This is a genomic window from Pseudomonas sp. SJZ080 (genome assembly GCF_007828295.1).
In the GTDB taxonomy this organism is placed as follows: Bacteria; Pseudomonadota; Gammaproteobacteria; order Pseudomonadales; family Pseudomonadaceae; genus Aquipseudomonas; species Aquipseudomonas migulae_A.
The window spans coordinates 35,907-57,507 of sequence record NZ_VIUK01000020.1 but is presented as its reverse complement, the minus strand read 5'-3'; the positions used below and the strand labels follow the sequence as shown (position 1 = coordinate 57,507).

24 protein-coding genes, 1 tRNA gene and 1 pseudogene are annotated in these 21,601 nt (G+C 57.4%); 19 read left to right on the top strand and 7 right to left on the bottom strand.

Annotated elements, in window-relative coordinates; genetic code table 11:
* Nucleotides 1-90 precede the first annotated feature (90 nt).
* From FBY04_RS23155 to FBY04_RS23145, 3 genes are all read right to left on the bottom strand, one after another.
* Complete coding sequence (locus FBY04_RS23155; protein WP_145317155.1) at nucleotides 91-780, bottom strand: endonuclease; 690 nt, start codon at nucleotides 778-780, stop codon at nucleotides 91-93.
* Between the two features lie 4 nt (nucleotides 781-784).
* Nucleotides 785-1,075: a DUF1654 domain-containing protein gene (locus FBY04_RS23150; protein WP_084317974.1), complete on the bottom strand. Its 291-nt coding sequence runs from the start codon at nucleotides 1,073-1,075 to the stop codon at nucleotides 785-787.
* Nucleotides 1,076-1,232: 157 nt separating this feature from the next.
* Complete coding sequence (locus FBY04_RS23145; RefSeq protein WP_084317973.1) at nucleotides 1,233-2,321, bottom strand: asparaginase; 1,089 nt, start codon at nucleotides 2,319-2,321, stop codon at nucleotides 1,233-1,235.
* 346 nt (nucleotides 2,322-2,667) lie between these two features.
* On the opposite strand from FBY04_RS23145, the gene FBY04_RS23140 reads away from it, so the two are divergent.
* The 8 genes and pseudogenes from FBY04_RS23140 (at nucleotide 2,668) to FBY04_RS23105 (ending at nucleotide 10,315) form a co-directional block, all read left to right on the top strand.
* A complete protein-coding gene (locus tag FBY04_RS23140; RefSeq protein ID WP_145317153.1) occupies nucleotides 2,668-3,117 on the top strand; it encodes a hypothetical protein in 450 nt (149 codons plus the stop codon).
* Nucleotides 3,118-3,302: 185 nt separating this feature from the next.
* Nucleotides 3,303-4,259 (top strand): sugar ABC transporter substrate-binding protein, encoded by a 957-nt coding sequence (locus FBY04_RS23135; RefSeq protein WP_145317151.1) that lies wholly within the window; start codon nucleotides 3,303-3,305, stop codon nucleotides 4,257-4,259.
* Nucleotides 4,260-4,314: 55 nt separating this feature from the next.
* Nucleotides 4,315-5,868: a sugar ABC transporter ATP-binding protein gene (locus FBY04_RS23130; protein ID WP_084317970.1), complete on the top strand. Its 1,554-nt coding sequence runs from the start codon at nucleotides 4,315-4,317 to the stop codon at nucleotides 5,866-5,868.
* Nucleotides 5,865-6,842 (top strand): ABC transporter permease, encoded by a 978-nt coding sequence (locus FBY04_RS23125; protein ID WP_145317149.1) that lies wholly within the window; start codon nucleotides 5,865-5,867, stop codon nucleotides 6,840-6,842. Before FBY04_RS23130 ends, FBY04_RS23125 begins: the two co-directional genes overlap by 4 nt.
* Nucleotides 6,843-6,845: 3 nt before the next feature.
* Nucleotides 6,846-7,865: a LacI family DNA-binding transcriptional regulator gene (locus tag FBY04_RS23120; RefSeq protein WP_084317968.1), complete on the top strand. Its 1,020-nt coding sequence runs from the start codon at nucleotides 6,846-6,848 to the stop codon at nucleotides 7,863-7,865.
* Between the two features lie 58 nt (nucleotides 7,866-7,923).
* On the top strand, nucleotides 7,924-8,841 hold the full coding sequence (rbsK, locus tag FBY04_RS23115) for a ribokinase (protein ID WP_145317147.1): 918 nt from the start codon (nucleotides 7,924-7,926) through the stop codon (nucleotides 8,839-8,841).
* A complete protein-coding gene (gene rbsD / locus FBY04_RS23110; RefSeq protein WP_145317145.1) occupies nucleotides 8,838-9,242 on the top strand; it encodes a D-ribose pyranase in 405 nt (134 codons plus the stop codon). The genes rbsK and rbsD overlap by 4 nt, the downstream gene beginning before the upstream one ends.
* 43 nt (nucleotides 9,243-9,285) lie before the next feature.
* Nucleotides 9,286-10,315: pseudogene (locus FBY04_RS23105) on the top strand (nucleoside hydrolase).
* Between the two features lie 32 nt (nucleotides 10,316-10,347).
* Here FBY04_RS23105 and FBY04_RS23100 read toward each other — a convergent pair.
* On the bottom strand, nucleotides 10,348-10,560 hold the full coding sequence (locus FBY04_RS23100) for a hypothetical protein (RefSeq protein WP_033061806.1): 213 nt from the start codon (nucleotides 10,558-10,560) through the stop codon (nucleotides 10,348-10,350).
* A 132-nt stretch (nucleotides 10,561-10,692) separates the two neighbouring features.
* Between FBY04_RS23100 and FBY04_RS23095 the strand changes: the two genes are divergently transcribed.
* On the top strand, nucleotides 10,693-10,998 hold the full coding sequence (locus FBY04_RS23095; RefSeq protein WP_145317143.1) for a hypothetical protein: 306 nt from the start codon (nucleotides 10,693-10,695) through the stop codon (nucleotides 10,996-10,998).
* Between the two features lie 165 nt (nucleotides 10,999-11,163).
* Nucleotides 11,164-11,484, top strand: coding sequence for an I78 family peptidase inhibitor (locus FBY04_RS23090; RefSeq protein WP_084317964.1), 321 nt, complete (start codon nucleotides 11,164-11,166; stop codon nucleotides 11,482-11,484).
* Between the two features lie 72 nt (nucleotides 11,485-11,556).
* On the opposite strand, the gene FBY04_RS23085 is transcribed toward FBY04_RS23090, so the two are convergent.
* Both FBY04_RS23085 and FBY04_RS23080 read right to left on the bottom strand, forming a co-directional pair.
* Nucleotides 11,557-11,769, bottom strand: coding sequence for a cold-shock protein (locus FBY04_RS23085; RefSeq protein ID WP_003179963.1), 213 nt, complete (start codon nucleotides 11,767-11,769; stop codon nucleotides 11,557-11,559).
* Nucleotides 11,770-12,060: 291 nt separating this feature from the next.
* Nucleotides 12,061-12,363, bottom strand: coding sequence for a hypothetical protein (locus FBY04_RS23080; RefSeq protein ID WP_084317963.1), 303 nt, complete (start codon nucleotides 12,361-12,363; stop codon nucleotides 12,061-12,063).
* Nucleotides 12,364-12,736: 373 nt separating this feature from the next.
* Between FBY04_RS23080 and thrS the strand changes: the two genes are divergently transcribed.
* The 9 genes from thrS (at nucleotide 12,737) to FBY04_RS23035 (ending at nucleotide 20,193) form a co-directional block, all read left to right on the top strand.
* Entirely contained in the window at nucleotides 12,737-14,659 is a 1,923-nt protein-coding gene (thrS, locus tag FBY04_RS23075) for a threonine--tRNA ligase (RefSeq protein WP_008023971.1), read from the top strand.
* A complete protein-coding gene (infC, locus tag FBY04_RS23070) occupies nucleotides 14,659-15,210 on the top strand; it encodes a translation initiation factor IF-3 (RefSeq protein WP_172435341.1) in 552 nt (183 codons plus the stop codon). The genes thrS and infC overlap by 1 nt, the downstream gene beginning before the upstream one ends.
* Nucleotides 15,211-15,270: 60 nt before the next feature.
* Entirely contained in the window at nucleotides 15,271-15,465 is a 195-nt protein-coding gene (gene rpmI, locus FBY04_RS23065) for a 50S ribosomal protein L35 (protein ID WP_002553160.1), read from the top strand.
* Between the two features lie 28 nt (nucleotides 15,466-15,493).
* Nucleotides 15,494-15,850 carry a 50S ribosomal protein L20 gene (gene rplT, locus FBY04_RS23060; RefSeq protein ID WP_007905879.1) on the top strand — a complete coding sequence of 119 codons (357 nt, stop codon included), beginning with the start codon at nucleotides 15,494-15,496 and terminating at the stop codon, nucleotides 15,848-15,850.
* 109 nt (nucleotides 15,851-15,959) lie between these two features.
* The gene (pheS, locus tag FBY04_RS23055) at nucleotides 15,960-16,976 is read left to right on the top strand and encodes a phenylalanine--tRNA ligase subunit alpha (protein WP_007905876.1); all 1,017 of its coding nucleotides are present in this window, start codon (nucleotides 15,960-15,962) and stop codon (nucleotides 16,974-16,976) included.
* A gap of 26 nt (nucleotides 16,977-17,002) precedes the next feature.
* Entirely contained in the window at nucleotides 17,003-19,384 is a 2,382-nt protein-coding gene (gene pheT / locus FBY04_RS23050) for a phenylalanine--tRNA ligase subunit beta (protein WP_145317141.1), read from the top strand.
* A 3-nt stretch (nucleotides 19,385-19,387) separates the two neighbouring features.
* A complete protein-coding gene (gene ihfA / locus FBY04_RS23045; protein ID WP_002553164.1) occupies nucleotides 19,388-19,690 on the top strand; it encodes an integration host factor subunit alpha in 303 nt (100 codons plus the stop codon).
* Nucleotides 19,671-20,027: a MerR family transcriptional regulator gene (locus tag FBY04_RS23040; protein WP_003179985.1), complete on the top strand. Its 357-nt coding sequence runs from the start codon at nucleotides 19,671-19,673 to the stop codon at nucleotides 20,025-20,027. The genes ihfA and FBY04_RS23040 overlap by 20 nt, the downstream gene beginning before the upstream one ends.
* Nucleotides 20,028-20,116: 89 nt before the next feature.
* Nucleotides 20,117-20,193: transfer RNA gene (locus FBY04_RS23035), tRNA-Pro, on the top strand.
* Between the two features lie 69 nt (nucleotides 20,194-20,262).
* On the opposite strand, the gene FBY04_RS23030 is transcribed toward FBY04_RS23035, so the two are convergent.
* Nucleotides 20,263-21,459, bottom strand: coding sequence for a tyrosine-type recombinase/integrase (locus FBY04_RS23030; protein ID WP_145317139.1), 1,197 nt, complete (start codon nucleotides 21,457-21,459; stop codon nucleotides 20,263-20,265).
* Nucleotides 21,460-21,601 lie beyond the last annotated feature (142 nt).

Sequence of the window (21,601 nt, the reverse complement as noted above, 5' to 3'; positions counted from 1 at the left end):
ATGGTTGACCGCCCTGGTGAAACGAGCGCGGTTAAAACAAAAAAGGCCTTGGGCATTCAACCCAAGGCCTTTTTTGCGTTCGGTCAGCGTTTAGCCGCACGCTTTCATGTCAATCGGCCCGACAAACTCGTTACCGCGTCCCATCACGCACGCCACACTTTGGTTGCGTTGGCGTTCCCAGGCTTGCACCGGGTAGGTTTTGTCCCAGGCTTCGTACAGTTGCCGATCCTGCTTCGACAGGCGCAAACCGTACTGCTTGCTCATGTAGAAGTAAGTCCGGGCGATCATGCCGCGAATGGAAGGGCGGGGCATGACCTTCTTCGCCTTGAAATCAACCTGGGTCAGGCACGAGCCGTATTGTCCGGATTGCTCCGGCAGCCAGCCAAAACTGAAGTTGCTGCGATCACCGTTTACCTCGCCGATGCTCGGCACCAGGTTATGTAAATCGGCCTCGGCTTTCTGATAGGTCGGGTCGTAACGCGTGCAGTTCTTGCGTCCGCCTTCCTGCCAGCACTGACGCTGGTGGCCGATCTGCCAGGCAGGGACGATGTGCTCCCATTCGATGCGGGAAGCGCGCTTGGCATTTTTGCGCGGTACATAACCGCAGGCGGAGAGGTTCACCTTATTGCCGGTGTACTTGCACCCGCAGTAGAACTCGGTGGATTGCGGCGCATACAACTTCCAGGCGACTTTCTTGGCTTCGCTGAAGGTGCGCGGGGCGTCAGCCTGGGCACCCATCGCAAAGAGCAGAAACAGCAAAGCAAAACAACGGACACTCATTGACTCAATCTTCCTTCGGCACAACCCAGAAAATCTGCACACCGCCATCGTCGCGATAGGCGAGGGTGACGTTGTCGTTCTCGTCGATTTCTTCGAGCAACTGTTCCCACTCGTCCACGGGCTCGTCCGGAAGACGAAAGATCAGCGCAGCTTTGGCTTTCTGGGCGGTGGGAGAATTGATGATTTTCTGAACGCGCATGCCCATGCGTTCATAGGCGTCAGGAGAGGAGGAGGTGGTGGCCACGGAATTATCCTTATTAAGCTGTACGTGCATACAGTATTTAACTGTAGGCATTTTCGCAACTGCTTAAAATTCAAGAAAATCCTCTGACAGCGATATTTTCCGTTTGGTGTAGGAAGAGGGAAATTTTTTTATCGGATATGAGACCACTCGCCAGAGATGGCGAGTGGTGACAGCGGTGCCCGACCGGAACCGGTCGGGCGAGGGCGAATCAGTATTCCCAGAACATCCGCTGCAGCTCTTTGCTGTCATTGGTCTTGGTCAGCGCGACCATGGCCAGGATGCGTGCTTTCTGTGGATTCAAGTCATGCGCAACGACCCAGTCGTACTTGTCGTCAGGTTGTTCAGCGTTACGCAGAACGAAACCACCGGCGTTGACGTGGGAGGACCGGATGATTTGCACGCCGTCCTTGCGCAGGGCCTGCAAAGCTGGAACCACACGCGAAGACACCGAGCCATTGCCGGTACCGGCGTGGATGATGGCTTTGGCGCCGGATTGAGCCAGCGCTTTGTAGGCGGTATCACTCACGTTGCCGTAGGAGTAGGCGATTTCGACGTCAGGCAGACTCTTGATGTTCTTGATGTCGAATTCCGAATCCATGGTGTGGCGCTTGGCTGGCAGGCGGAACCAGTAGGATTTGCCTTCGACCACCATGCCGAGTGGACCCCAGGCACTTTTAAACGCCTCGGTCTTGATGTTGATCATCTTGCTGACGTCGCGACCGGACTGGATTTCATCGTTCATGGTCACCAGCACGCCTTTGCCGCGAGCGTCTTTGCTACTGGCTACGGCGACGGCGTTGTACAGGTTCAGCATGCCGTCGGCGGACATCGCGGTGCCCGGGCGCATGGAGCCTACGACGATGATCGGCTTGTCGGTTTTTTCCACCAGGTTCAGGAAGTAGGCAGTCTCTTCCAGGGTGTCGGTGCCGTGGGTGATGACGATGCCATCGACGTCCTTGCTGTCGGCCAGTTCGGCAACGCGACGGCCCAGTTGCAGCAGGTTGTCGTTGGTGATGCTTTCTGAAGCGATTTGCATGACTTGTTCGCCGCGGACGTTAGCCAGTTGGCTCAGTTCCGGAACCCCGGCGATCAATTGTTCGATGCCGACTTTCGCCGCTTGGTACGTCGCGCTGTTGGCGGCGCTGGCGCCCGCGCCGGCAATGGTGCCGCCCGTGGCGAGGATCACCACGTTCGCCAGTTTTTGTTGGGTTTCGGCTTCTTTTGCCTGTAGGGCTGTCGGAAGGAGCAGCAAGAGGGCCAAAGCGCCCGGAACGAAAGTCTTGAAAGCAGATGTCATTATTTTTCTCTCTAGTAGTGTGCTGATGCAGGTTCATCTAGATGCGCCACAGGCTGATCTGAACGCCTGGGGTGGAGTAGAGGGAGCAGGATCTGTACCAGTCATATCCAGAATTGAAAAAATGCCTTTAACCTCATGATTTGTATCAATTATGTGGCTTTTGTCAGATGGGCCTTCAACAGCTTGTTGTCCGGGTTTCCGAATATGTTTGGCATTTACGTTCGGCTCTCCGAAAAGGACTACGGCTCCTGTCGAGCAAGTCGTCTTGCCAGATGGCAAATAGGTACTAAAGAAAATCGTTCGCAGGTCGATGGCCTTCAAAGGATCTTTTTCTCCAGGAGTTCACATGTCATTTTCGGTTGGCTTTCCCAATGCAGGCGCAATCACCATTGGTGGCAAGTCCACGGCGACGATCAACGCTTTGAGCGATTCGACTTCCGAAGCGTCGGCGCTGGCGTTGGGTAACAAGGAATCGGCTGACAAAACCAAGGTTCGCACCGGTGGCGGCACCCCGGCCGAAGCCAAAGCAGAAAGCGGCAGCGACCAAAGCATCGCAGTAAAGATGTTGCTCAAACGCATGCAGGAGCTGCAGCAGCAACTGCGCGAGCAACAGCAGCAATTGGCGGCAGCCCAGGCTGCGACCTACCCGACACCGGAAGCCAAGGCCGCAGTGGTCATGTCGATTCAGGGACAGGTCGCCGACACCAACGGGGCACTGTTGGAAGTAACCGGCAATCTGGTCAAGGAGCTGGCCAAGGGTTCCAGCGCGGGTGGTATTGTCAGTACCACGGCGTAAAAAGAGACACCCGCCGAAGTACAAAACGGTTTTTTCGGTCGTTGACAAATGACGACAGGGTTCGCATAGTTCGGTCTACGCAAACGTTTGCGCGGCTCCGCCGATGGCTTGTTCCTCGGCGAATCCGGTGAAGCTTATGCCCGCGCAAGCATTGCTCAGAATAATCATAAGATCGGAGTGAACCCATGAAGCTGCCATTCGCTGGACGTCTTCTCGCTGTCGCTATGCTGGCTGCCGCATCCGCCGCGTTGCCTGGCTCCTCGGCTTTCGCCGAATCCCCTGAAAAACCTAAAGTCGCGCTGGTCATGAAATCCCTGGCCAACGAATTCTTCCTGACCATGGAAGACGGCGCCAAGGCCTACCAGAAAGACCACTCCGGCGATTTCGAACTGATCTCCAACGGCATCAAGGACGAAACGGACACGGCCAACCAGATCCGCATCGTCGAGCAGATGATCGTCTCCAAGGTCAATGCGCTGGTCATCGCGCCAGCTGACTCCAAGGCCATGGTGCCAGTGATCAAGAAAGCGGTGGATGCTGGCATCACCGTGATCAACATCGATAACCAGCTGGATCCAGCTGTCGTCAAAAGCAAGAACATCACCGTTCCGTTTGTAGGTCCGGACAACCGTAAAGGCGCGAGGCTGGTGGGCGAATACCTGGCCAAGCAACTGAAGGCCGGTGACGAAGTCGGTATCATCGAAGGCGTGTCCACCACCACCAACGCCCAGGCCCGCACTGCAGGCTTCAAGGATGCGATGGAAGCGGCCCAGATCAAGGTCGTATCCCTGCAATCCGGCGATTGGGAAATCAACAAGGGCAACCAGGTTGCCTCTTCCATGCTCAGCGAATACCCGAACATCAAAGCCCTGCTGGCCGGCAACGACAGCATGGCCGTCGGCGCCGTGTCCGCCGTGCGTGCCGCGGGCAAGGCCGGCAAGGTGCAAGTGGTCGGCTACGACAACATCAACGCCATCAAGCCGATGCTCAAGGACGGCCGTGTCCTGGCCACCGCTGACCAGTTCGCCGCCAGGCAAGCCGTGTTCGGTATCGAGACGGCGCTGAAAATCATCAAGGGCGAGAAGGTCGACAGCGGCACCAACGGCGTCATCGAAACTCCGGTTGAGCTGGTTACCAAGTAGTCCTTCTGGCGACACAACGGTGCTCGTCCGTCCGGGCGAGCACATGGAGATTTTTATGTCAGTTTCCGCTCCGATCGCTGTCCTCTCGGTCAGCGGTATCGGTAAGACCTATGCGCAGCCTGTTCTTGCCGGCATCGACCTGACGTTGATGCGCGGTGAAGTGCTGGCGCTGACCGGCGAGAACGGCGCCGGCAAAAGCACGCTGTCGAAAATCATCGGCGGGCTGGTCACGCCGACCACCGGGCAGATGCAATTCCAGGGTCAGGATTATCGCCCTGGCAGCCGTACCCAGGCTGAAGATCTGGGCATTCGCATGGTCATGCAAGAGCTTAATCTGCTGCCGACCCTGTCGGTGGCGGAAAACCTGTTTCTCGACAACCTGCCCAGCAACGCGGGCTGGATCAGTCGCAAGAAACTTCGAAAGGCCGCGATCGAGGCTATGGCCCAGGTCGGGCTCGACGCGATCGACCCGGACACCCTGGTCGGCGAGCTGGGTATCGGTCACCAGCAAATGGTCGAAATCGCCCGCAACCTGATCGGCGATTGTCATGTGCTGATCCTCGATGAACCGACCGCGATGCTGACGGCCCGTGAAGTCGAAATGCTGTTCGAGCAGATCACGCGCCTGCAGGCTCGCGGTGTGTCGATCATCTATATCTCGCACCGCCTCGAAGAGTTGGCCCGTGTCGCCCAGCGCATTGCGGTGTTGCGCGACGGCAATCTGGTCTGCGTCGAGCCGATGGCCAATTACAACAGCGAGCAACTGGTGACCCTGATGGTCGGCCGTGAACTCGGTGAACACATCGACATGGGCCCGCGCAAGATTGGCGCTCCGGCGTTGACGGTAAAGGGGCTGACCCGCTCGGACAAGGTGCGCGACGTGTCCTTCGAAGTGCGCGCCGGTGAGATTTTCGGGATTTCCGGTTTGATCGGGGCAGGGCGTACCGAGTTGCTGCGCCTGATCTTCGGCGCCGACACGGCGGACAGCGGCACGGTTGCACTGGGTTCGCCAGCACAGGTCGTGAGTATTCGTTCACCGGTTGACGCCGTCGCGCACGGCATTGCCCTGATTACTGAAGACCGCAAGGGTGAAGGTTTGCTCCTGACCCAATCGATCAGCGCGAACATTGCCCTGGGCAACATGCCGGAGATTTCCAGTGGCGGTTTCGTCAACACGGGTGACGAGATGTCCCTGGCCCAGCGTCAGATCGACGCCATGCGCATCCGCAGTTCCAGCCCGACACAACGGGTGTCGGAATTGTCCGGCGGCAATCAGCAGAAAGTCGTGATCGGCCGTTGGCTGGAACGCGATTGTTCAGTGTTGCTGTTCGACGAGCCGACTCGCGGCATCGACGTCGGCGCCAAATTCGACATCTATGCACTGCTCGGCGAGCTGACCCGTCAGGGCAAGGCGCTGGTGGTGGTGTCCAGCGACCTGCGCGAACTGATGCTGATCTGCGACCGCATCGGCGTGCTGTCGGCGGGGCGTCTGATCGAGACGTTCGAACGCGATAGCTGGACCCAGGATGACTTGCTTGCCGCCGCTTTTGCCGGCTACCAAAAACGTGATGCGTTGCTCAATGAAGCAGCGCCTAGGGATCCTCAATGAAAACTGCAACGTCTGCCGGTAAACGTAGTGGCAATTTTTACGGCCTCGGCACCTATCTGGGTCTGGCCGGTGCCTTGCTGGCGATGGTCGTGCTGTTCTCGGTCCTGAGCAGCCATTTCCTGTCTTACGACACCTTCAGCACCCTGGCCAACCAGATTCCGGATTTGATGGTGCTCGCGGTCGGCATGACGTTCGTGCTGATCATCGGCGGCATCGACCTGTCGGTTGGCTCGGTGCTGGCACTCGCAGCATCGACGGTCAGCGTGGCGATTCTCGGCTGGGGCTGGAGCGTATTGCCGGCGGCACTGCTCGGCATGGCGGCAGCAGCGCTGGCCGGGACCATCACCGGTTCGATCACCGTGGCCTGGCGGATTCCGTCGTTCATCGTGTCCCTCGGTGTGCTGGAAATGGCGCGCGGCGTGGCGTATCAGATGACCGGTTCGCGCACGGCCTACATCGGTGATGCCTTTGCCTGGCTGTCCAACCCGATCGCCTTCGGCATCTCGCCATCGTTCATCATTGCCTTGCTGATCATTTTCATTGCTCAGGCGGTGTTGACCCGCACGGTGTTCGGTCGTTACCTGATCGGCATCGGCACCAACGAAGAGGCGGTACGTCTGGCAGGGATCAATCCAAAGCCCTACAAGATTCTGGTGTTCAGTCTGATGGGGCTGCTGGCCGGTATCGCCGCGCTGTTCCAGATTTCTCGTCTGGAGGCGGCGGACCCGAACGCCGGGTCGGGCCTGGAACTGCAAGTGATCGCCGCCGTGGTGATCGGCGGAACCAGCCTGATGGGCGGTCGCGGTTCGGTCATCAGCACCTTTTTCGGGGTCCTGATCATTTCCGTGCTGGCGGCCGGTCTGGCGCAGATCGGTGCAACCGAGCCGACCAAACGCATCATCACCGGCGCAGTCATCGTGGTGGCGGTGGTGCTTGATACCTATCGCAGTCAGCGCGCAAGCCGGCGGACCTGAGTCATGGCAACAATCAAGGATGTGGCAGCACTCGCGGGGATTTCCTACACCACGGTGTCCCACGTGGTGAACAAGACCCGGCCGGTCAGTGAGGAAGTGCGGATCAAGGTCGAGGCCGCGATCAAAAGTCTCGACTACGTGCCCAGCGCCGTGGCCCGCTCATTGAAGGCCAAGACCACGGCGACCATCGGTCTGCTGGTGCCCAACAGTCTGAACCCGTACTTCGCCGAACTGGCTCGCGGCATCGAGGATTACTGCGAGCGTAATGGCTATTGCGTGATCCTCTGCAACTCCGACGACAACCCGGAAAAACAGCGCAGCTACCTGCGCGTGTTGCTGGAAAAACGCATCGACGGGCTGATCGTGGCCTCGGCCGGTGGTGATGCGGGGCTGGCTGAAGGCCTGGCGGGCGTGCGCACGCCGATGGTTATCGTCGACCGCGGGCTGGAAGGCGTGAATGCCGATCTGGTGCGCATCGATCATGAGTACGGCGCTTATCTGGCGACCCGGCACCTTCTGGAGCTGGGGCATCGCGACATCGCCACCATTGGCGGGCCGGCAAGTACCAGCGTGGCGCAGATGCGTATGGCCGGTTATTGCCGTGCGCTGAAAGAGGCGGGCGTCGAAGTGCCTCGCGAGCGCATGCTGGAAAGCGATTTCACCAGCACCGGTGGTTACAGCGCCGCCGCGATCCTGTTGGAGAAAAACCCGCCGAGCGCGATTTTTGCCGGCAACGACATGATCGGCATCGGCGTGCTGCGAGCCGCCGCCGAGCGCAATATTCGAGTGCCGAGCGAGCTGTCGGTGATCGGCTTCGACGATATCCAGATGAGCCGTTATGTCTATCCGGCGCTGACCACCGTGGGCCAGTCGATCCTGCAACTCGGCGAGATGGCGGCCGGCGTGCTTTTACGCAGGATCGCCACACCGGACAGGGCCACCGATCAACGGATCGTGACGCCCAGTATTGTCCTGCGGGAATCGACTGCGCCGTTGGCCGGTGTGTTTGACCACTTCCGTTGAAGATGGAAACCCGTTAAATCAAAAGCACCACTGAAACAGAATTGATGAGTAGCAATGTATGTCAGCAAAAGTAGTGGTGATAGGCAGCCTCAACATGGACCTGGTGACCCGCGCATCGCGGTTGCCCCGTGGCGGTGAAACGCTGATCGGCGAGTCGTTTGCCACGGTCTCCGGTGGCAAGGGCGCCAATCAGGCGGTTGCTGCGGCGCGGCTGGGTGCGCAGGTGTCGATGGTCGGTTGCGTAGGTAGCGACGCCTATGGCGAGGAGCTGCGCGGGGCGTTGTTGGCCGACCGCATCGATTGCCGGGCGGTCAGCACTGTCGACGGTGCCAGCGGCGTGGCATTGATCGTGGTGGATGACAACAGCCAGAACTCGATCATCATCGTCGCCGGTGCCAATGGCGCACTGACGCCAGAAGTGATCGATCGTTTCGACGCGGTATTGCAGGCGGCAGATGTGATCATCTGTCAGTTGGAAGTGCCAGATGCCACGGTTGGACATGCGCTCAAGCGCGGTCGTGAACTGGGCAAAACCGTGATTCTCAACCCGGCACCAGCCAGTCGTCCGTTGCCGGCAGACTGGTATGCCGCCATCGATTACCTGATCCCGAACGAAAGCGAAGCCTCGGCATTGAGCGGTTTGCCGGTGGACTCCCTGGCAACCGCCGAAACCGCAGCGACCCGGCTGATTGCCATGGGGGCGGGCAAGGTCATCATCACCCTGGGTGCCCAGGGCTCGCTGTTTGCCAATGGCAAAAGTTTCGAACACTTTCCGGCGCCGAAGGTAAAAGCGGTCGATACCACGGCGGCTGGCGACACCTTTGTCGGTGGTTTCGCCGCTGCATTGGCGACCGGCAAAAACGAGGGCGACGCGATCCGTTTCGGCCAGGTGGCCGCCGCGCTGTCAGTGACCCGTGCTGGCGCGCAACCCTCGATTCCCGATTTGTCCGATGTACAGGCCTTTAAAGCACCATGAAGAAAACACCACTGCTCAACGTCGCGTTGTCGCGACTGATCGCTTCCCTGGGCCACGGCGACATGGTCGTGATTGGCGATGCCGGTTTGCCGGTGCCTCCGGGCGTCGAACTGATCGATCTGGCCCTGACCCACGGCATTCCGGATTTCATCAGCACATTGAAAGTCGTGCTCAGCGAAATGCAGGTCGAAAGCCATGTGTTGGCGCGGGAGATCCTGGACAAGCAACCGTCGTCGCTGGCGACGCTCGACGAACTGAATGCCGAAGGTTCGCTGGGGCAGCGTGAGTTGCTCGGTCATGATCAATTCAAGGTCTTGAGCCGACAGGCACGGGCGATTGTTCGTACCGGCGAATGTCAGCCGTACTGCAACATCATGCTGGTGGCCGGGGTTACGTTTTGATTCGCCATTGTCATTCTGCTTTCCCACGCACAAGGAGTGCGCTATGCACCGCTATGCCCAGAAACTGCACCACCTGCTTCGGAGTCTGCTGCTTTTGTCTCTGATTACCGCAACAAGCGCCCAGGCGGCGGAAAAGATCGACTTGATCATCGACACTGATCCGGGGGCCGATGACGTGGTGGCCTTGCTGTTTGCCCTGGCATCGCCGGAAGAATTGAACATCCGCGCGCTGACCACCGTCGCCGGTAACGTGCGTCTGGACAAGACTTCGCGTAATGCGCGGCTGGCCCGCGAGTGGGCAGGGCGCGAAGAGGTGCCGGTGTATGCCGGTGCGCCGAAGCCACTGATGCGCACGCCGATCTATGCCGAGAACATTCATGGCAAGGAGGGCCTGTCGGGCGTTGCCGTACATGAACCGAAGAAAGGCCTGGCCAGCGGCAATGCGGTCAATTACCTGATAGATACCTTGAAAACCGCCAAGCCTCACAGCATCACCATCGCCATGCTCGGTCCACAGACCAACCTGGCCCTGGCGCTGATCCAGGAACCTGAAATCGTTCAGGGCATCAAGGAAGTGGTGATCATGGGGGGGGGCGCACTTCAATGGCGGCAACATCACTCCGGTGGCGGAGTTCAACCTGTTCGCTGACCCGCAAGCGGCGAAAGTGGTGTTGAACAGTGGCGTCAAACTGACCTATCTACCATTGGACGTGACCCATAAAATCCTTACCAGCGAGGCGCGTCTGAAGCAGATCGCCGCGCTGGACAACAACGCCAGCAAGCTGGTGGGCGACATTCTCAACGAATACGTCAAAGGTGACATGGAGCACTACGGTCTTCCGGGAGGTCCGGTGCATGACGCTACGGTCATTGCCTACCTGCTCAAGCCGGAGCTGTTCACCGGCCGTTCGGTCAATGTGGTGGTTGATAGCCGCGAGGGCCCGACGTTCGGTCAAACCATCGTCGACTGGTATGACGGCCTGAAAGCGCCGAAGAACGCTTTCTGGGTTGAAAGCGGCGACGCTCAGGGGTTCTTCGACCTGCTGACCCAGCGCCTGGCGCGTCTGAAGTAAGTTTCACCCCCGCAGGTGCCAGCCTGCGGGTTTCACTCCCTTTCGTTGTATTCGGCGCCCTTGTAATCGGCCGGGTATTTCTCGAACACCTGCGCGATGAACGATTGCGCCGCTTCAGTCCCCAGCTCCTTGACCAATAGATCGATACCAATGATCGCCAACTCTTCCGGGCTGCCCGGGCTGTAAGAGCTATGACCTTGCGGCCATTTTGCTTTGATGTCGGCGTCGATGCTTACGGTGGTCATGATGGGGCTCGTGAATTCGGGAAAGTCTGGGTGTGAGTTAACCATTTTGCCGGACGTTTGGCACTCCGACTTAGGCATGAGAGGAGGGCTATGCGACACTGGGGCTTTGATGAATTTTTCAAGGATAGCGCTGTGCAGATCGATTTGAGCACTCCTGACGGCTTGACCCTTGAAGCGGTGCGTCAATTGCTGGCCAGTGCCAGCGATGATGAGCACACTCAGTTGCGGGTCACCAAGGGCGGCATCGCTTACATTTCATCAGGCGTCGTGGGCGGTACCGACATCGACGGTTTGCTGTTTCGTCTGGAAACGTGGGCCAAGGGCTCAGGGTATGTGGGATTGGTCGCGGCGAGTGACGAGGTTTGGGTCATGCAGATCTTTAATGCGCTGAAGGAGAATTGGCCTACACCACCGTTCGACTACATCGACATTTATTGAGTGCTGTTCATATTCAGTCACGATTGAGGGATGAACGGCCGGGAATGCTCAGGCAAACTCGCCGATTGTCCGGATCGAGGGTAGTGTGAGAGCGCTGCCTGTGAAACCAAATGCCAGATTGGCGGTCGCACGATCTCAGCTCAACTATTGAAAAAAGGAGGCTTCATGCCTTGGAAGCTCGCGTCATTGGGTACTTTGTTGGCCGCTAGCCTGCTGGCGGGTTGCAGCAGTACGTCCACCGAATCGGCAACAGACCCCGTCACGACGACTGATACCGGTCACAGCCGTTGCGAAGCAAAGGCTGCCGAATTCACCATTGGCAAAAAGGCTTCGCCTGAACTGCTGGAGCAGGCACGCATTCGCGCTGGCGCGCAAAATGCCCGTATCCTCAAGCCCAACGATATGGTGACCCTGGAGTACCGCTCCGATCGCCTGAACCTGAACACCGATAACAACCTGGTGATCACGCGCATCAACTGCGGCTGACACCGTCAGGCTTTTTCTTCACCCATAAAAAACCCCGTCACATGGACGGGGTTTTTTTAGTGCGCCTGGAAATTACTCTGGGCGAACTTGAGCAGCTTGCATACCCTTTTGGCCTTTCTCAGCCACGAAGGAAACGGTCTGGCCTTCTTTCAGGCTTTTGAAACCGTCGCTTTCGATAGCTTTGAAGTGTACGAACAGGTCGTCACCGCCACCTTGAGGAGTGATGAAGCCGAAGCCTTTTTCATCGTTGAACCATTTAACGGTGCCGGTTTGGCGATTAGACATGGTGTATCTCCAAGAAACATATATTTTCAGTAGTACTGTGCTGCTCAGGCCAACTGGGCACACCGGGGTATCATAGTCGAAATGTTCGCTTTGGGAGCCCCCCGGACGTGTTGTTTGCCCTGCAGTCACGCATTCTTTGTTGCTTGATGTGGCTGAAAGCCCCGTTTTAAAAGGCTTTCGGCCGAAAGTAAAGACGATAAAAAAAGCTGTAAAACCTGCATAAATTGTCGGAAAAAGCGGTTTTTAAGACCTTTTCACCGTCGGAAAACCGAATGCGGGGTTCGTTCGAGCTTATTTTTTGACCGGATTACTGGCCTTGCATTTAGCGATCTGGCCCAGCGCTTTCTGTTGCAGTTCCGGGCTGGCTTTGTTGTCCATCAACGATTGAAGATCGCTGGCTGGGTACGATTTGATCGCATCGGCGCCGCAAGCGCAGTGGGCTTTGGCCGCCGCTGCGCCAATCTGGGGAGTCGCTGCCTGGGTGCACTGAGCCATGTATTTCTCGCGCTCGCCCTTCGGCCAATCGGCGTGGGCGGCCAGCGGCAGCAACAGGACGATGGGGGCGACTACTGCGAACAAACGATTCAGACGCATGCTGGGATGCTCCTTTTGGGTCAATGTCTTGTTATCTGAGGGGGAAAGCAGGCTTCAAGTTCAGCACTCTGGCATAAAAACACCTGATTTGCCCTCGTAGAAAACCCGGAGCCGCGACGACCGTTCATCTGTGCTAGCATGCCCCGCTCGGGTATTTGCAAGCTTCGGATGACCTTCAGTCCCGGCGGCGGCAGATGTTCGAATAACCCTGATTTGAATCCCAGTCACTCTGGTTCGGTTTTCCGGTTGGCCGCAAGGCTCCTGCCGCTGTAAGGCAGGCGTTCGTCATTGAATGGCCTGGATCGGATCTTGTACTGGCTCATCCCAACCCACGTGACCTTTGGTAGGGGTCACCACTAGGAGAGGAGGCGCCATGCCAACTATTACTCTTCCCGACGGCAGTCAACGTTCATTCGATCACCCGGTTTCCGTAGCCGAGGTCGCCGCATCCATCGGTGCAGGTCTGGCCAAGGCCACCGTGGCCGGCAAGGTCGATGGCAAGCTGGTCGACGCCAGCGACATCATCAGCGCCGACGCTACGCTGCAAATCATTACGCCTAAGGATGAAGAGGGGCTGGAGATCATTCGCCACTCTTGCGCCCACCTGGTTGGCCATGCGGTCAAGCAGCTGTATCCGACCGCCAAAATGGTCATCGGTCCGGTCATCGACGAAGGCTTCTATTACGACATCGCCTTCGAACGTCCTTTCACTCCGGACGACCTGGCCGCCATCGAACAGCGCATGCAGCAGCTGATCGAAAAAGATTACGACGTGATCAAGAAAGTCACTCCGCGCGCCGAAGTGATCGAAGTGTTCAAGGCCCGTGGCGAAGACTACAAGCTGCGCCTGGTCGAGGACATGCCGAACGAGCAGGCCATGGGCCTGTACTATCACGAAGAATACGTCGACATGTGCCGTGGCCCGCACGTGCCGAACACGCGTTTCCTGAAATCCTTCAAGCTGACCAAGTTGTCCGGCGCCTACTGGCGTGGCGATGCGAAAAACGAGCAATTGCAGCGCGTTTATGGCACCGCATGGGCTGACAAGAAGCAGCTGGCAGCTTACATCCAGCGCATCGAAGAAGCTGAAAAGCGCGATCACCGCAAGATCGGCAAGCGCCTGGGCCTGTTCCACACCCAGGAAGAGTCGCCGGGTATGGTGTTCTGGCACCCGAACGGCTGGACTCTGTACCAGGTGCTCGAGCAGTACATGCGCAAGGTTCAGCGCGACAACGGCTACCTGGAGATCAAGACGCCGCAAGTCGTTGACCGCAGCCTGTGGGAGAAATCCGGGCACTGGGCCAACTACGCCGACAACATGTTCACCACTCAGTCGGAAAACCGCGACTACGCCATCAAGCCGATGAACTGCCCTTGCCACGTGCAAGTGTTCAATCAGGGCTTGAAAAGCTACCGCGAGTTGCCGATGCGTCTGGCCGAATTCGGTGCCTGTCACCGTAACGAGCCATCGGGTGCGTTGCACGGCATCATGCGTGTGCGTGCATTCACTCAGGATGACGCCCACATCTTCTGCACCGAAGAGCAGATGCAGGCCGAATCCGCCGCGTTCATCAAGCTGACCATGGACGTCTATGCCGACTTCGGCTTTAAAGACGTCGAAATGAAGTTGTCCACTCGTCCGGAAAAACGCGTAGGTTCCGACGAATTGTGGGATCGCGCCGAAGCGGCACTGGCTGCAGCCCTTGACAGCGCTGGCCTGCCGTATGATCTGCAGCCGGGCGAGGGTGCGTTCTACGGTCCGAAGATCGAGTTCTCGCTGAAAGATTGCCTCGGTCGCGTCTGGCAGTGTGGTACCCTGCAGCTCGATTTTAACCTGCCTGTCCGTCTGGGAGCCGAATACGTCTCCGAAGACAACAGTCGCAAGCACCCGGTGATGTTGCACCGGGCGATCCTCGGATCCTTCGAACGTTTCGTCGGCATCCTGATCGAGCACTACGAGGGTGCATTCCCTGCGTGGCTGGCTCCGACCCAGGCAGTGATCATGAACATCACTGACAAACAGGCCGATTTTGCCGCCGAGGTTGAAAAAACTCTCAATGAAAGCGGATTTCGTGCCAAGTCTGACTTGAGAAATGAAAAGATCGGCTTTAAAATCCGCGAGCATACTTTGCTCAAGGTTCCCTATCTCTTGGTTATCGGAGATCGGGAAGTCGAGATGCAGACTGTCGCTGTGCGTACTCGTGAAGGTGCTGACCTGGGCTCGATGCCCGTCGCCCAGTTCGCTGAGTTTCTCGCGCAAGCGGTTTCCCGGCGTGGTCGCCCAGATTCGGAGTAATTATTATTAAGCGTGAAATGAGACAAGATAAACGAGCTGCACCGAAAGCCCCGATCAACGAGAATATCTCGGCACGCGAGGTTCGGTTAATTGGGGCTGAAGGTGAACAGCTTGGGATTGTGTCAATTGAAGACGCGCTTCTTAAGGCTGAAGAGGCCAAACTGGATTTGGTGGAAATTTCCGCCGATGCAGTACCCCCTGTTTGCAAACTGATGGACTACGGCAAATCGATCTTCGAGAAGAAGAAGCAGATTGCCGCGGCCAAGAAAAACCAGAAGCAGATTCAGGTTAAAGAAATCAAGTTTCGTCCAGGGACGGAGGAAGGGGATTACCAGGTAAAACTGCGCAACCTGGTACGTTTCCTGAGTGATGGGGACAGGGCCAAGGTATCCTTGCGATTCCGCGGCCGTGAGATGGCCCACCAGGAGCTGGGGATGGAACTCCTCAAGCGAGTTGAAGGTGACTTGCTCGAGTACGGTTCGGTCGAACAGCATCCTAAGATGGAAGGACGCCAGCTGATCATGGTCATCGCCCCGAAAAAGAAGAAGTAATCAACAGGGCACGGCAGGCCTTCTGATTATGTTTATCAACTGAATGCGGAGTATCCGAACATGCCAAAAATGAAAACGAAAAGTGGTGCTGCTAAGCGGTTTCTGAAAACTGCTAACGGTATCAAGCACAAGCACGCTTTCAAGAGCCACATCCTGACTAAAATGTCGACCAAGCGTAAGCGTCAACTGCGCGGTAGCAGCTTGCTGCATCCGTCTGACGTGGCAAAAGTCGAGCGCATGCTGCGCCTTCGTTAATTTTAGTCAAGAATAGAGGAAGTAACTCATGGCTCGTGTAAAGCGTGGCGTCATTGCCCGTAAACGTCACAAAAAAATTCTGAAACTTGCTAAAGGCTACTACGGCGCTCGCTCGCGCGTATTCCGTGTTGCCAAGCAAGCGGTAATCAAGGCAGGCCAATACGCCTACCGTGACCGTCGTCAGAAAAAACGTCAGTTCCGCGCTCTGTGGATCGCTCGTATCAACGCTGGTGCACGTATCAACGGTCTGTCCTACAGCCGTTTCATCGCCGGCCTGAAAAAAGCGTCCATCGAGATCGACCGTAAGGTTCTGGCTGATCTGGCAGTGAACGAAAAAGCGGCGTTTGCTGCGATTGTCGAGAAAGCTAAAGCCACCTTGGCTTAAGTACCCCCGACAGTCACCCGGCCTCACCTCTGTGGGGTCAGGTGTTAAACGTCATAAATAGGGGAAGAGCCTTCAAGCTCTTCCCCTATTTTGTATCTGGAGTCTGTACATGGAAAACCTGGATGCGCTCGTCTCTCAAGCACTAGAGGCTGTGCAAAGCGCTGAAGATATCAATGCCCTGGAGCAAATCCGGGTTCACTACCTTGGCAAAAAGGGTGAATTGACTCAGGTGATGAAGACCCTGGGGAATTTGCCGGCAGAAGAGCGTCCGCAAGTCGGCGCGCTGATCAACGTTGCCAAGGAGCGTGTCACAGAGGTTCTCAATGCCCGCAAGGCACTGTTTGAAGAGGCCGACCTGGCCGCCAAACTGTCTGCCGAGTCCATTGACGTGACCCTGCCTGGCCGTGGCCAGACCTCGGGTGGTCTGCATCCGGTTACTCGCACTCTGGAACGTATCGAACAGTTCTTCACTCACATCGGCTACGGCATCGCCGAAGGCCCTGAAGTCGAAGACGATTATCACAACTTCGAAGCGCTCAACATCCCAGGCCATCACCCGGCCCGGTCGATGCATGACACCTTCTATTTCAATGCCAACATGTTGCTGCGCACCCATACCTCGCCGGTACAGGTCCGCACCATGGAATCGAAACAACCGCCGATCCGCATCGTCTGCCCAGGCCGTGTGTACCGCAGCGACTCCGATATCACCCACTCGCCGATGTTTCACCAGGTCGAAGGCCTGCTGGTCGATCGCGATATCAACTTCGCCGACCTGAAAGGCACCATCGAAGAGTTCCTGCGCGTGTTCTTCGAAAAAGAACTGGCCGTGCGTTTCCGCCCTTCGTACTTCCCGTTCACCGAGCCATCCGCTGAAGTCGACATGGAATGCGTGATGTGCAGCGGTAAAGGCTGCCGAGTCTGCAAACAGACTGGCTGGCTGGAAGTCATGGGCTGCGGCATGGTTCACCCGAACGTGTTGCGCATGTCCGGGATCGACCCGGAAGAGTTTTCGGGCTTTGCCTTCGGCATGGGCGTTGAGCGTCTGGCCATGCTGCGTTACGGCGTGAACGACTTGCGTCTGTTCTTCGACAACGACTTGCGGTTCCTCGCGCAATTTCGCTAGTCGTAACGAATTCTTAGGAGAGCAGGATGAAATTCAGTGAACAATGGCTGCGTGGCTGGGTTAGCCCGCAGGTAAGTCGCGACGAGCTGGTTGCTCGTCTGTCGATGGCCGGCCTTGAGGTCGATAGCGTTACGCCGGCCGCCGGCGAATTCACCGGTGTGGTCGTTGGTGAGGTGTTGAGCACCGAGCAGCACCCGGACGCTGACAAGTTGCGTGTTTGCCAGGTCAGCAATGGCTCGGAGACTTTCCAGGTTGTGTGCGGTGCGCCAAACGTGCGTCCGGGCCTGAAGATCCCGTTCGCCATGATCGGTGCCGAACTGCCGGGCGACTTCAAAATCAAGAAAGCCAAGCTGCGTGGCGTTGAGTCCAACGGCATGCTGTGCTCTCAGGCCGAGCTGCAAATTGGTGAAGGCAACGACGGCCTGATGGAATTGCCGGTCGATGCGCCGGTTGGCCAGGACATTCGCGAATACCTGAGCCTGGACGACGCCAGCATCGAGGTCGACCTGACACCGAACCGCGGCGATTGCCTGTCCCTGGCCGGCCTGGCCCGTGAAGTCGGCGCGCTGTACGCCGCTGAAGTCACCCGCCCGGTCATTGCCACCGTTCCAGCCGCGCATGATGAAGTGCGTTCGATCGAAGTGCTGGCGCCAAACGCTTGCCCGCGTTACCTGGGGCGTGTGATCCGTAACGTTGACCTGTCCAAGCCTACGCCGCTGTGGATGGTTGAGCGTCTGCGTCGTGCCGAAGTGCGCAGCATCGATGCGGCCGTCGACATCACCAACTACGTGATGCTGGAGCTGGGTCAGCCGCTGCACGCGTTCGATCTCGCTGAAATCAATGGCGGCATCCGTGTGCGTATGGCTGAAGAAGGCGAGAAGCTTGTCTTGCTCGATGGTCAGGAAGTCAGCCTGCGTAGCGATACGCTGGTGATCGCCGACCACACCCGCGCTTTGGCAATCGCCGGCGTCATGGGGGGCGAGCACAGTGGCGTCAATACCGCGACCACTCGCGATATTTTCCTTGAAAGTGCGTTCTTCGATCAGATTGCCGTTGCTGGCAAGGCTCGTTCCTACGGCCTGCACACCGACGCCTCGCACCGCTACGAGCGTGGCGTGGACTGGCAACTGGCTCGTGAAGCCATGGAGCGTGCCACCGGCCTGCTGCTGGAAATCACAGGTGGTGAAGCTGGCCCGATCATCGAAACCGTCAGCGAACAGCACCTGCCGAAGATCGCACCGGTCACCCTGCGTGCCCAGCGCATCACCCAGATGCTGGGTATGGAAATGGATTCGGCCGAAGTCGAGCGTCTGCTCAACGCTTTGGGCCTGACCGTTTCAGCCGATGGGGCAGGGCAGTGGCGCGTTGAAGTGCCAAGCCATCGCTTCGACATCAGTCTCGAAGTCGACCTGATCGAAGAGCTGGCGCGTCTGTACGGCTACAACCGTCTGCCGGTTCGTTATCCGCAAGCCCGTCTGGCGCCGCAAGCCAAGGCTGAAGCGCGTAGCGAACTGCCTGAGTTGCGTCGTCTGCTGGTAGCCCGTGGTTATCAGGAAGCGATCACCTACAGCTTCATCGATCCGAAACAATTCGAGTTGTTTAATCCGGGTGTCGAGCCGCTGCTGTTGGCCAACCCGATTTCCAACGACATGGCGGCCATGCGCTCGTCCCTGTGGCCAGGTCTGGTCAAGGCGCTTCAGCACAACCTGAATCGTCAACAGGATCGCGTCCGACTGTTCGAAAGCGGCCTGCGTTTCGTCGGTCAGCTGGAAGGCTTGAAGCAAGAGCCGATGCTGGCGGGTGTTGTTTGCGGTAGCCGTCTGCCGGAAGGCTGGGCGCAAGGTCGCGATGTCGTCGACTTCTTCGACGTCAAGGCTGACGTGGAAGCGGTGCTGGGCTTCGCCGGTGCACTGGATTCGTTCACGTTCGTACCGGGTAAACACCCCGCGTTGCACCCGGGTCAAACCGCGCGCATCGAACGCGAAGGTCGTCTGGTAGGTTTCGTTGGTGCAATTCACCCCGAATTGTCGAAAGCCCTCGGTCTCGACCGTCCGGTCTTCGTTTTCGAGCTGGTTCTGGCTGAAGTGGCGTTGGGCAAAATGCCTGAATTCCAGGAGTTATCGCGCTTTCCTGAAGTGCGTCGTGATCTCGCGCTGATTGCCGAAAAAGGCGTCGCGGCTAGCGCCGTACTGGACGTAATCCGTGAAAATGCAGGGGAATGGCTGACGGACCTCAGGCTATTTGACGTATATCAGGGTAAAGGCATTGATCCTGATAGAAAAAGCCTTGCCGTCGGCTTGACCTGGCAGCATCCATCGCGCACTCTTAATGACGATGAGGTGAATACCACGACGCAAAACATCCTCACCTCGCTCGAACAAAGGTTGAACGCCACGTTAAGGAAGTGACGTATGGGGGCTCTGACGAAAGCTGAAATGGCGGAACGTCTGTATGAAGAGCTGGGCCTGAATAAACGGGAGGCCAAGGAATTGGTCGAACTGTTTTTTGAAGAAATCAGGCACGCTCTTGAAGACAACGAACAAGTCAAATTGTCCGGTTTCGGCAATTTCGACCTTCGGGACAAACGCCAGCGGCCTGGCCGCAATCCGAAAACGGGTGAAGAAATCCCGATCACGGCTCGCCGTGTGGTCACCTTTCGTCCAGGGCAGAAGTTGAAGGCCCGAGTTGAGGCTTATGCTGGAACCAAGTCATAACGACGAGCTACCCGTCATCCCAGGCAAACGCTACTTCACCATCGGTGAAGTCAGCGAGCTGTGTGCGGTAAAACCACACGTGCTGCGCTATTGGGAGCAGGAGTTTCCTCAACTCAACCCCGTCAAACGGCGCGGAAACCGCCGGTATTATCAGCGACAAGACGTGCTGATGATCCGGCAGATCCGCGCGCTTCTTTACGATCAAGGGTTCACCATCGGCGGCGCACGCTTGCGTTTGTCCGGCGATGAAGCCAAAGACGACACCACTCAATACAAGCAGATGATTCGGCAGATGATTGCCGAACTGGAAGATGTGCTGGTGGTGCTCAAGAAATAAATTCATGCGTTTGAATACTTCCAGTTTTCAAAAGCTTGCGATATATTCTTGAGCGTTCTTCGAGGTGAAGAACGAGTTTCACGCCTAGTCGGGGCGTAGCGCAGTCCGGTAGCGCACTAGCATGGGGTGCTAGGGGTCGAGTGTTCGAATCACTCCGTCCCGACCATATTTATCAGTAACTTAGCCGAACTCTAGCCAGTTCGGCTTTTTTACGCGTAGGGACTTTTGCGGGGGATCATCCCGTTTTCCTCCTCAAAATGGTCAGCGCTGGCCCGCGAGAGTCAGTTGCCGATACTTTGTTCGCAGCCTCGATCAGATGCTGCAGCTCCGGGGTAGAATAGTGGCTCGTAATGCTGCCGTTCTTATGCCCCAATAACGCCTTCCGATCTTCCTCTGTCACGGTTGCCGCACGTAGCCTTCTGCCAAAGGTGTGCTTCAAGTCGTGAATCCTGATTGATATGAATCCGGGATGCGCTGGCGCCTGGTGGGCTTTTTCCCACTTGTCCGCCGCGCGCTTCCTGGCTTTCCTCCAGGCCGAGTCGTTCATCCGGTGCATGGCCGTGGCCCCAAACTGATCTGGTTGTCCGTATGGGAATACTAAGTCTCGGTGTAGCCCGCGCTGCCCATCAATGATGGACATCGCCACCTTGTTCAGTATCACCAGGCGCTCATCGCCGTTCTTTACCCCAGACTTATCATTTCGTCCGCCGAATCCAGGCGGTATCAGGAATACGCTGGTGTTCAGTTCCGGCACTCGTATCTCCCACTCCCATGCCAACTTGCAGACCTCCTGTTCCCGACAACCTGTGTTCACCTTGTAGAGGGCCATCCTCAACAGGTGATCTGGCAGCTCAGGAAACAAAATGGCCTGCTCTTCCCATGACAATGGGTAAGGCTTCCGGCTGGACTTCTTTTCCTCAAGCATCGAAATCATCGGCACGCTCTCCAGCCACGGCCGTTTTTCCGCATCCCGCCACTTCCTGTGGCACAGGTTCAGTATTCGAACAACCCGCTGTAGCGCGATGTTCACCGTCCTGTTCGATACCCCCGGCTTTACCTTCCCGGTGGTGGTCTTGCCTGGTTTCTTCCGATCCTTGATGAATTGCGCCAGCGTCCCGTCATCGATGTGGGTTATGGGCAAGTCGCCGATGTACGGATCGAGCTGTTCCAAGTGAGATGCTGACAGCCCAATTGAGGGTTGATCCTGAAACTCCACCAGGAACCGTGTCGCGGCTTCGCGCCAGGTTCGGACCTGACGCACGCCGTAAATCGATTCCTGCCGCAGCTTTTCAAGCCGGTGTATCAGGTACTGCTCGGCTTCTTCCCTTTCACTCGATCCAGTGCTTTCTTGAAGTCGCTTACCTCTGACGACTTTGTCGATGTGCCAAATGCCGTTCCTCTCGTAGAGGCCAGACATGGTTTTTCGCGCCATTTATTAACTCCTTGGCGCCCACTGCGGGGCGGATTGTTGTCCTCATTGCTAGCTTTTTCAATTGCCATCGATGCGATGTAGGCGTCTGCCCATGCATCCAACTCGTGCCGATCAAAGGCCACGCCCTGTTTTCCAATAGGGA